This window comes from Gemmatimonadota bacterium (assembly GCA_016209965.1).
In the GTDB taxonomy this organism is placed as follows: Bacteria; Gemmatimonadota; Gemmatimonadetes; order Longimicrobiales; family RSA9; genus JACQVE01.
Window position 1 is genome coordinate 1 of sequence record JACQVE010000195.1, and the last position, 10286, is coordinate 10286.

General features: G+C 70.2%; 7 protein-coding genes. 3 read left to right on the forward strand and 4 right to left on the reverse strand.

What is annotated here, in order from left to right:
* Positions 1-160: 160 nt before the first annotated feature.
* Positions 161-1450 (forward strand): MFS transporter, encoded by a 1290-nt coding sequence (locus HY703_07790; protein ID MBI4545079.1) that lies wholly within the window; start codon positions 161-163, stop codon positions 1448-1450.
* 47 nt (positions 1451-1497) lie between these two features.
* Here HY703_07790 and HY703_07795 read toward each other — a convergent pair whose 3' ends face one another.
* The 3 genes from HY703_07795 to HY703_07805 all read right to left on the reverse strand — a co-directional run bounded on the left by HY703_07795 (position 1498) and on the right by HY703_07805 (position 6925).
* Positions 1498-4212 carry a methyltransferase domain-containing protein gene (locus HY703_07795; protein ID MBI4545080.1) on the reverse strand — a complete coding sequence of 905 codons (2715 nt, stop codon included), beginning with the start codon at positions 4210-4212 and terminating at the stop codon, positions 1498-1500.
* Between the two features lie 128 nt (positions 4213-4340).
* Positions 4341-4580, reverse strand: coding sequence for a hypothetical protein (locus HY703_07800; protein MBI4545081.1), 240 nt, complete (start codon positions 4578-4580; stop codon positions 4341-4343).
* A 236-nt stretch (positions 4581-4816) separates the two neighbouring features.
* Positions 4817-6925, reverse strand: a complete 2109-nt coding sequence (locus HY703_07805; protein ID MBI4545082.1) for an Ig-like domain-containing protein — start codon at positions 6923-6925, stop codon at positions 4817-4819.
* 248 nt (positions 6926-7173) lie between these two features.
* On the opposite strand from HY703_07805, the gene HY703_07810 reads away from it, so the two are divergent.
* Both HY703_07810 and HY703_07815 read left to right on the forward strand, forming a co-directional pair.
* Positions 7174-8430, forward strand: a complete 1257-nt coding sequence (locus HY703_07810; protein MBI4545083.1) for a beta-propeller fold lactonase family protein — start codon at positions 7174-7176, stop codon at positions 8428-8430.
* Complete coding sequence (locus tag HY703_07815) at positions 8427-8678, forward strand: type II toxin-antitoxin system HicB family antitoxin (GenBank protein MBI4545084.1); 252 nt, start codon at positions 8427-8429, stop codon at positions 8676-8678. The genes HY703_07810 and HY703_07815 overlap by 4 nt, the downstream gene beginning before the upstream one ends.
* A 97-nt stretch (positions 8679-8775) precedes the next feature.
* Here the strand turns inward: HY703_07815 and HY703_07820 are convergent.
* The coding region (locus HY703_07820; GenBank protein ID MBI4545085.1) for a PD-(D/E)XK nuclease family protein at positions 8776-10286 on the reverse strand (1511 nt) is incomplete at its 5' end.

A 10286-nucleotide genomic window follows, 5' to 3' on the forward strand; every position in this document is an offset into this window, starting at 1 on the left:
GAGGCGATCTGGCAGCACGTGGGCACGGTCGCCTACCTCGAGCCGGCGGGCATCGGCCACCGGGGAGCGGAAGAGTGAGGGCCGCGTGAGGCGGCGCGGCTGCTAAAAGCCATTGCTCGCCAGGCTAGGACTGGACCGCCCGGAGCTGCGCGCCTGGGCAATGTACGATTGGGCGAACTCGGCGGTGTTCACCGTGATCATCACCGCCGTGTTCCCCATCTTTTTTTTCCGGGTCGCAGGCGCCGGGCTGCCCGGCCACGTGGCCACGCAGTGGTTCGGTCTGGCGACCACGCTGGCGCTCATCCTGATCGCGGTGATCTCGCCGATTCTGGGCGCCGTGGCGGACTACGCCGCCGCCAGGAAGCGCTTCCTGGCCGCGTTCATGGTGGTGGGCGCCTGCGCCGTGGCCGGGATGTTCCTGATCCGGCACGGGGATTGGCAGCTCGCGGCCGCGCTCTTCATGCTCGCCAATATTGCTGTGGGCGGCAGTCTGGTCTTCTACGACGCGCTGCTGCCTCACGTCGCCAGGGAGAAGGAGCTGGACCGCGTCTCGACCGCAGGCTACGCGCTCGGCTATCTGGGAGGCGGGCTGCTGCTGGCGATTTGCCTGGCGTGGATCCAGAAGCCGGAATGGTTCGGCCTGCCCGCCGGGCCGGCACTATCCGCCCGACAGGCGACACTCCCCGCCCGCCTGGCCTTCCTGTCCGTAGCCTTCTGGTGGCTGCTCTTCTCGATTCCGCTGCTGCGGCGGGTTGGGGAGCCGCCGCGCGCCCTCGAGGCGGACGAGACGCTGCACCAGAACCCGGTCCGCGCAGCCGTGGTGCGGCTCGGGGAAACGCTGCGCGAGCTGCGCGTCTACCGGCAAGCGTTCCTGATGCTGCTCGCGTTCCTCATCTACAACGACGGCATTGGCACGATCATCCGCATGGCGACCATCTACGGCAGCGAGATCGGCATCGGCCAGGGCACCATGATGGGCGCGGTGGTGCTGGTGCAGTTCCTGGGAATCCCGTTCTCGTTCCTTTTCGGGGCAGTGGCCGGGCGGATCGGCGCGAAGCGCTCGATCTTCCTGGGGCTCGTAGTCTACACCGCGATCGGGATCCTGGCCTACCGCATGACCAGCGCCCTGCACTTCCTGATCCTGGCCGGGCTGGTCGCCGTGGTCCAGGGCGGCACGCAGGCGCTCAGCCGCTCGCTCTTCGCCTCGCTCGTACCACGCTACAAGTCGGGCGAGTTCTTCGGCTTCTTCAGCGTGTTCGAGAAATTCGCCGGGATCTTCGGGCCGGCGTTGTTCACCCTGGCCATAGCGTTCACGGGGTCGAGCCGCAGCGCGATCCTCTCGGTAGTGGGGTTCTTTGCCGCGGGCGCCGCGCTGCTGGCGTTGGTGGACGTGGAGGAGGGGCAGCGGGTGGCACGCGCGGCCGAAGCGGCGGTGGCGGGTCCCGGCTAGGCCTTCCCAAGCACGGCTGACCGGGCGCCTTCTGTTGAAAAGCCAAGTCAGCAGCAGGCGCCGCCGGGCGTGCAGCAGGCGGCGAACGCCTCCGATTCCGGCCGAGTCGGGTCCGTCACCGTGAACAGCCCCGCGTAGGGTGGCGCCTCGAGCTTGGCGGCGGTGTCCGTGCAAACCTCGACGGGCTGGTTGCGCGGGAAGAGGTGGCCCTCCTCGTCCAGCACCGCCTGGAAGGGCCCGCGATAGATCGCCTGCTGGCCGATATACACGCACCCCGCCTGCTTGGCGTAGCGGTAGCCGCGCACGGTGATGGAGGAGAAACGGTAGCCGTGGACCTGCTTCCAGAACTGGTTCGAGAGCACCTCCAGCCCGTAGAACCCGGCCTGTTCGAGCAGCCCCAGGAACTCGTCCGCGGTGAGGGCTCCACTGATGCACTCGCCCCACAGGCGGTCATCCGCGCGCATGGCCGGCGGCACCTCCTCGCCGGCAATGATGTCGGACACCACGATGCGGCCGCGGTCTTTCAGCACGCGCCACATCTCGGCAAAGACGCGCTTCTTGTCGGGTGAGAGGTTGATGACGCAGTTCGAGGTGAGCACGTCGACCAAGCCCTCCTCGACGGGGATCTCCTCGAGGTATCCCTTGCGGAACGAGACCACATCGTAGCCCAGGCGCTCCGCGACCAGGGGTGCATTGCGCCGCGCCACGTCCAGCATGGCATCCGTCATGTCCACGCCGATGACCTGGCCCGCTGGCCCCACTTTCCGGGCGGCAATGAAGCAGTCGATGCCGCCGCCGGCGCCCAGGTCGAGGTACGTCTCGCCTGGCTGCACGCCAGCCAGGGCGACGGGGGAGCCGCAGCCGTAGAAGCGCTCGAGGACCTCCACCGGGATATGGGCGGTATCCCCCGCGGGGTAGGCCGTGGGGCAGCACAGCTCGGCCTGCGGCTGCTGGGCGGCCTGGGAATAAAAGCGCCGCACGGCCTGCCGGGCGCGGTCCAGGTCAAAGGAGAGGACGCACGTGGAATGCTGCGTACGCACGGGCAGCTCCCCGGCATCCGCCTGGGCCGGCTCAGCGCAGGCGCCGGCCTTCTCGCCCATGCCGCGGAAGACCGCCGGACCGGGGAAGGCGCTGCGTGTGTTGAGCGCCGCGCGACCTTCGCGCGCGAGCCGGAACGCCTCGTCCCACCACACTCCCTGGTGCAGCTCGCAGTAGGGATCGAGCCCCAGGAACGCGCGCCGCGCGCGCTCGAGCGCGCCCGCGCCGTTGCCGCCGGCCCCATTCCCACGCCGAACGAGGCCCAAGCGCGCCCGCGCTCTGGTCTCGAGCGCGACCAATGGGGCCGCGGCAGTGGCCACGCCAACGTTTCCCGCATGCGCATGCGCATCCGCACCCGCATCCGGCAGTGACTCCGCGCGCGCTGCCCCGTCCCCGCCGTTCGTTCGCGGACGCGGGGGCGGGTACGCAGCCGGGTCGGGCGGGCGGCTCAGCGTGTAATAGTAGGAGTGCTCGAGGTCGCCCCCGCCGCACTGCCCCTTCAGGTAGCAGCTCCGGCACTTCTCCTTCTCCTCGGCCGTAAGCCCGCGCAGCATGGCCAGCACGGGCGAGTGCTCCCAGATCTGGGCCAGGCTCGACTCCTCGATGCTGCCGCAGCTCAGGCCCCTCTCGCCTGCAGTGGCGGCGGACGGGTAGGCCACGCCGTCGTAGGCAATGCAGAGGCTTTCGTAGCCTGCGTTGGACAGATCGTAGCGGGTGCCCGGCGGCGCATCCAGCCGCAGCCGCCAGGACGCCAGGTTGTCCACCTCGATGCCCACCTCTTCGGCCACACGGGCCACCTCGCGGACCACGGCCAGCACCCTTTCCGTGCTCAGCACCATGCCGTTGTCGGCGGCACGCCCGCGCCGGTGCGTCCACAGCAGGTGATGGTTGGCGACGCCCAGGCTGGCAATCAGACGGGTGACACCCGGTACATCAGCTTCGTTCTCCGGACCGATCACGGTGGTGACCGCGGGCGCGAAGCCAGAGGCCAGCGCGCTGCGGATGCCTCGCAAGGTGCGCTCGTAGCAGCCTCTGCCACGGATCGCGTCGTTCACTTCCGGCGTCGAGCCGTCCAGACTGATCTGCAGCCTCAGCCGCTCGGGCGAGAAGCGGCGGAGCTGATCGAGGTGCCGGCCCGTGAGGAGCATGGCATTCGTGAGGACCACCAGCCCCTGGCCGTGCACCTCGGTGATCCGCTCGACCATGTTCCAGAAATCGCGACGCAGCAGCGGCTCGCCACCGGTGATGTAGAACCGGCGCACGCCCAGTTCGACGGCCTGGTCGATCACGCGGAACCAGGTCTCGCCGGACAGCCCCGGGTCCTGGCCCGGACCGGAGCGGACCAGGCAATGGCGGCAAGCCAGGTTGCAGGAGTTGTTGGTATGCAGCCAGAGCTCGCGCAGCCGCGGGATCAGGACGTGCTGGCGGCCCGCGTAGGCGGCTGGCGGCGCCGGCTCCGGGGCGGCAAAATGGCGCCGCAGCAGGTCGCGGGTGAAGCCGTAGACCTCGACCCACGCCCGGCCCGTGTCCAGCCCCGTGTGCTGCGCATGGAGCTGCGCCGCCTCGCGCAGGCGCCGGCCCCCGCGATAGTACCGGGCGATGCGTGCGCCGCGCGCGTCGGTGGCGATCCAGTTGGGTGCCGCCGGGTCCAGCAGCACATGAAGGCCGTCCTGCTCCCGCTCGAGGTACTCGGGGACGTAGACCAGCGTCGCATCATTCAGCATGCGCACCCCTCCATCGGATCGAATGCCATGCGTTGCTAATCACGATTCCGGCCCGGCCCGTTCCCGGCGGGTCCGACGAGCTCAAATGCGCAAAGCTGCGGGCAGGGGGATGGACCCGGCCCGCGGCTTCATGCCGGCTCTGTCGACCTCGCGCGCCGGCGGCTTTGCCAGGGGAGGCGCAGTGTGAAGGTGCTCCCCTTCCCGGGTTCGCTCTCGACGGCGATCGTGGCGCCCAGCAGGCGATCATAGAAGTAGCGGACCGCGCGCTGCGCCACCTCCTCCATACTGGCGGCCCTGGCCCCCATCTTGCGCAGCGCCGTGCCGCACTCCGTCACGTCCCGCAAGCTGAAACTCGCCAGAGCGTACACCGGCCGTCTCCGGCGGCAGAGGTACTGGGGGACACGCCGCCCCGTGTGGCCCCGGCCTGCCCGAGCTGCAATGTTCCGGCCAGGAGTGTGGCCCGTGCCCAAGCCCGGACGCCGAGCAGCCCCTGACCGGCCGCCCCTGCATGGCGGCGGGAGGCGCCAGAACGCAAGAAGGGCAGGGCGCCGCCGCGCCCTGCCGGGGCTCTCGCAGAACCCAAATTTTCCGGAGGAACACGCGGCTACGACGTCGCGCGACCCTTGAGCTGCGGAGGCTCGAGCTTGATCGACCAGAGCCCGCTGTTGAAGTCCGAGAAGAAGATGTGCCCCTTGTAGAGCTGCGGGCCCCATACCATGGCTGCGTTGGCGATGTAGCCGGCCGGATCGTGCGGCTTGTACACCGCGATCTCGCGCCCCTGCTCCGCCAGATTGCCCATCAGCTCGCCCGACACATCCACCACGCGCAGCCCGCCCTCGTAGTAGGCCTGGTAGAGGACGTCATCCTCGACCCAGATGTTGTGCGTGCCGAACTCCCTGGCCTGGTAGCGCGCGACGTCCCGGGGGCGGGCCGGATCCGTGAAATCCACCACGTGGATGTAGCCCGACGTCGCCGACGGCGTGCCGCCCTGGCCCGTCGCCGGATCATAGCGCTCGAGGCTCAGCCCGCCCTCGTAGGCCAGGCCCACGCGGGGCATGATCTCGTCCCCCAGGAACAGGTAGAACTTGCCGGTCGATTCCTGCGCGTACGGGAACGTCGAATGGGTCGCGCCCACGGGGTAGGCGTAGCTGGTCACGAAGACGGGTTTGTCCGGCCGGCCGCCCCAGTGGCCGTTGCCCACATCCACCACCACCACACCCGTGCCCCATTCGGAGGAGTAGGCGATGCCGTCGTGCACCCACACGTCGTGGATGTAGCTGTCGGGATGGTCGTACTCGCCGGCGTACGTCGGGTTCTTGATGTCGCGCACGTCCAGGATCAGGTACTTCTCGCCGGCCGAGAGCGCGAAGAGATAGTCATTGGTCACGAACATGTTGTGCACGCCGCCGGTCAGCCCCTGCTCGTATACCGAGGCGATGGTCGGGTGCGCCGGATTCGAGAGGTCCAGGATCACCACGCCATTGCGCCGGTTCGAGGCGCCCTCGCGGCTCAGCGCGGCGTAGCGCGCGTCGGGCGAAACCTTGACGTCGTTCACGGTACGCGCATCCACCTGGATCGAGTCCGTCTTCACGATGTTTGCCGGATCGGTCACATCCCAGATGTAGGCGACGCCGTTCGCTCCCCACGTGCCCGTGATGGCGTAGTCCCGGCCATCCCGCCCCTCGAAGACCCAGAGATCCGAGGTGTGCACGTTGGCGACCCGGCCATGGCCGACCAGTGTCGCGCGCCGCACCGCCTCGCGCGGACGAATGTCGACCACCCGGCGTGCCGTCAGGGGTCCGGCCGCGGCCAGGATAGTATACAGCCCGGGCACTTCGGCCACGAACTTGCCATCCAGCATCTGCGCGGCGGCGCCCGGCGCGGCAATGCTGTCATCGGGTGTGAAGGTGTAGCTCCAGGTGAGCGGCAGGTCGCTGACCGGTCCGCCACTCGCGGCAAGCGCCCGCGCCTCGAAGCTCAGCACATCCCCCGTGCGCGCCTGCTCCGCACCGCCCGCGATCTCCAGCTTGGCCGCCGGAAGGCGGGGGATGACGTGCTTGACGGTGCCCCGCGCACTCTCGAGCGCCGCCGTGATCGTCACGGCGCCGGCGCGGTGGGCGACCACGTTGCCAAAGCGGTCCACCGACGCGACCGCAGGTTCCGAGCTGCTCCACCGGAAGTCGGGATTCGGCCGGAGCGAGCCGTCCGCGTGGAACGCCCGCGCCCGGTGGCGGAGCGTCGTCCCCTGATACAGGCGACCCGGCTCCGTCGTGATCTCGATGCGCGCCACCGCCGGCCAGGACACGGTTACCGGGATGGTTACCGAGGGCAGCGCATCGCCTTGCGCCGCCCCCGGAACAAAGACCGTGGCCACGATCTGATGCGCGCCGGCCGCCACGCCCGTGACCAGCGCCTGCCTGCCGGAGAGCAGGCCCCGCGGCCGATCATCCCCCTCCCGCACCTGGAGCGATCGCCAGGGCGCCGATAGCCGTAAGGGCGCAACCACGGCCTGCCCGCCCGCGTCGTACGCCGTCACCGTGAAGGGCACGGACTGGCCCGCCTCCACCACCAGCGCTGCCGGTTCCGCCACCAGCCGTGCTACCCGCGCCCCGGCCATGGTGTCGGCCGCCTGCGCCCCCAGCCGGCCGGGCGCAAGCAGTCCCGCAAACACCGCGACGACCAGCAGTAGCGTGACTCCTCGTTGTGCTCTCATGTCAGGGCTCCCCCGCTCGGCATTTGGGTAAAGGCGAGCCCGCTGGCGCACGGCCGGCTCGCGAAGGACGGGCGTGTTGTTCCTGAAACCGGTGCCGATACAGTCGATCCACAGCGGTTGGCTGTCAAGGCTGGCGGCCTGCCGGCCGGCCTGGCATCTTCTACATGCCAGGCAGGTATGCTGGTGCGGCTCCGCGTGATTCGCAGCCGTATTCCCGGCAACCGAGCCCAAGTCACGGAGCGGACCCCATGGCGCGCCAGACCTCTCGTTCCGGCGTCCCGCCGGGCCCATCTGCAGGTTCGAGTCGAGGCTCCGGCCTCCTCCGCTGTGCGGCAGCAGCCTGGCTGGCGGCGTGCGCCAGTGGCGGCCCGCCCCGGGCGACGCAGGCGCCGGCGCCGCCGCCACTGGCCACCTACCGGGTCTACGTGGGCGCCGAGTCCTCGGACCAGATCCACCGTGTGCGCTTTGGCCCCGGCGGCGCCGTGGTCGAGAAGACCACGCCCATCGGCGAGCTGCCCGTCGAGATGGAAGGCCCGCACGGGCTGGCCATTTCGCCGGATGGCCGGTACGTCTACCTGAGCACGGGCCACGGCATCCCCACGGGCAAGGTCTGGAAGTTCGCGGCCGGACCGGACACGCTGGTCGGGCGGCCCACGCAGCTCGGGCCGTTCCCCGCCACCCTGGACCTCACGCCGGACGGGCTGTACGCCTTTGTGGTCAACTTCAACCTGCACGGCGATCCCGTCCCTTCTTCCGTCTCGGTCATTTACACCCCCGACCTGACCGAGGCGGCCCGCACCACCACCTGCGCCATGCCGCACGGCAGCCGCGTCAACCCGCAGGGGACGCAGCAGTATTCGGCGTGCATGATGGATGACCAGTTGGTCGAGCTGGACACGCGCACCTTCCGCGTGTCGCGGCGGTTCAGCGTGGCGCACGGGGCGGAGGCTCCGCTGGCGGCAGCGGCGGCGGCCGAGGGCGGGGCGGCCCATGGCGCTGGCCACCGCGCCGGTGCGGCGGCGACCGTGGGCACGCCGGGCCCCATGGCCATGCCCAACCCGAGCTGTTCGCCGACCTGGGCGCAGCCCTCAGCCGACGGCAGCCGCATCTACGTCGCCTGCAACAAGAGCGACGAGATCCTGGAGATCTCCTCTGGCGAATGGCGGCTGCTGCGCCGCTTCCCGGCCGGGCGCGGGCCGTACAACCTGGCGGTAACGCCGGATGGCCGGCTGCTGGTGGCGACGCTCAAGCAGGGCGCGGCCGTGCAGTTCTTCGACCTGGCCAGCGGGCAGAGCCTGGGGACCACGCCCACCTCCATCAAGGTGGCGCACGGCGTCGCGGTCTCGCCCGACTCGCGCTATGCCTTCGTCAGTGTCGAGGGCATTGGCGGCGAGCCGGGGAGGGTGGACATCTACGATGTGCGCTCGCTCCGGCGCGTCGCTTCCGCAGACGTTGGCCTGCAGGCCAGCGGCATCGCCTTCTGGAGGATGCACCCTGCGCGTTGATCGAAGCTAAACAAAAAAAGGGGGCGGTAATGTACAGGTCGTTCACAATGGTCGTGGAAAGAGATCCGGAAAGCGGCTGGTTGGTCGGTGAAATCGTGGAATTGCCAGGTTGCTACACCCAGGCGCCGGACCTCCCCGCGCTTGAAGAGAACATGCTGGAGGCCATTATGGCCTACCTTCAGACGACCGAGCTCGAGGAGCCCCTCCCGGATTACGTGGGAACTTTGCGGATCGAGTTACCCTCTTGAGCAAGTTGCGCCTGGTCGCCTACGGCGAATTGCGGAAGGTAGCCGAGGCTACCGGATCTGTAGGGCGGGCGCTACCTTGCAAGGGGCAGCTTGTGCTTCACCACACCTCCGCATCACCGCCGGCCGTATACAGCAGGATCCGCTGCTTCACGCGTTCCCCGGTAAGTCGTTCCCAGGCCTCGGCGTAGAGGTCCACCTGACGGCGGTAGCGCTCCTGCCGCGCCTCGAATCCGGGCGCGGCGGCTGCCGCATCGGTCTTGTAGTCGACGAGCACCCAGCCGTCCGGCTCGCGGAACACGAGGTCAATGATGCCCTCGTAGAGCTCGAGTGGCTGGCCGGCGGCGCCCGAGCGGGGGTCCGCAAACGGCACTTCGACCAGCACGCGCTCGGCCTGGCGGGCGCGCTGCCACATCGGGTGGTCGCCCACCCGCCTTACCAGCTCGAGCAACTCCTCCAGCTCTTCCGGCTCGCCAGTCGGGCCGAGCGGCCGCTCCGCGGCAACGAGCAGGCCGCGGCAGAGGCTGCGCAGCCGCTCGCCCGATTCGCCGCGGGCCGCGGCTTCGAGCGCGGCGTGCACCGCCGTCCCCCACTCGGCGCCGCGCCCGGCGGGCGCGGCCGGCAGGGCTGCCCCGCCGGCATCGAGTCGGGAGGCGGCGAAGGAGCCCGGGGCTTCCGCGTCGCCGGGGAGAGCTCCGCCAATGGCCAGCCCGGCAGCGGCTTCGCCGCCCGCCCTGGCCAGGGCGGTCACGGTCACCGCCTTCCAGCTCGGCTCCGCCGCCGCCTTCCGTGCCGCCTCGGCCGCCTGCGCCCGGGCCTGGATCTGCTCGGCCGTGGCCTCCAGCTTCTTGCGCGGCGGCGGCGGCCGGCGCACGATCTCGAGGCGTTCCCAGCCGTTCTGCAGTACGGGGTATAGCAGCCGCCAGGGCGACTTGCTCTCCGTCCGGGCGCAGCGACTGATCACCAGCTCCTCGGCGGCGCGGGTCACGGCCACGTAGAGCAACCGGTCCTTCTCGGCTTCCGCGTAGCGCCGCTCCTCGCCCGCCAGGTTATCCCAGTCCAGCGGCCGGGCCAGGACGCGGCCCCGGCGGTCGCCATCCCGCTCCTGGATCAGCAGGTAGCCAGTGGCGGTCGGGGCGGCGGCCGGCTGCGCCGAAGGGGCCGCGGCGGGCCTGACAATGTGCCGGTCGGGCTCGTGGTCGCCCGCCCCCGTGGGGAAGGCCAGCATCACCACGGGTGCCTCGAGCCCCTTGGCTTTGTGCAGGTTCATCACCCGCACGACCTGCTCGCGGCCCGGCTCGAGCGGCGTTTCCGCGTCCTCGACCTCGAGCGCCGCTTCCAGCGCGGCGACCGCCGCCAGCAGAGAGGTCTCCCCCTGCAGCACGGCGGTGCGCACGGCATCCAGTGCGTAGGTCAGTGCGCCGGCGCGGCTTTCCCCCAGCTCACCCGAGGCGGCGTAGGGCAAGAGCCCCAGGTGGTCCACAATGGCGGCGACGGCGGCATCGGCCGGCTGGCTGCGCGTCCACTGCCAGAACTCGTGCAGCGTGCCGAGCGCCTGCTGGACGGGTGTGCCGGGCGGGGCAGCCGGCGGTACATCGAAGCGGAAGCCGC